The sequence below is a fragment of the Mesorhizobium sp. GbtcB19 genome (assembly GCF_019091085.1).
GTDB lineage: Bacteria > Pseudomonadota > Alphaproteobacteria > Rhizobiales > Rhizobiaceae > Mesorhizobium.
Genome location: NZ_JAGXJY010000650.1, coordinates 1 through 229 on the forward strand (window position 1 = coordinate 1; position 229 = coordinate 229).

The following is a 229-nucleotide window of genomic DNA, read 5'->3' on the forward strand; positions in this document are numbered from 1 at the left end:
GGGTGCTTGTGCGGATAGAATCTCAGCCCAACTCAGCCCAGAGCGGCAGGTGGCCGGAGCCGGCGGCGTCCCTGTCGGACCACAGGCGCTGCAGCGATCTGGCCAGCGTGGCGCTGGTGAAGATGTAGTCGATGCATTTGTGGCGGCTTTTGTCGCCGGGGGGGTCGGGATCGACCCGGGGGATCAAATCGGCGGCGGGGAGAGGCTGGGGGACATGGACGGGGTGATC

1 pseudogene is annotated in these 229 nt (G+C 67.2%); it reads right to left on the reverse strand.

Features of this window, described 5'->3' with window-relative positions:
- Positions 1–22: 22 nt before the first annotated feature.
- A pseudogene (locus KVT37_RS33305) lies at positions 23–229 on the reverse strand (EEP domain-containing protein); the annotation flags it as partial.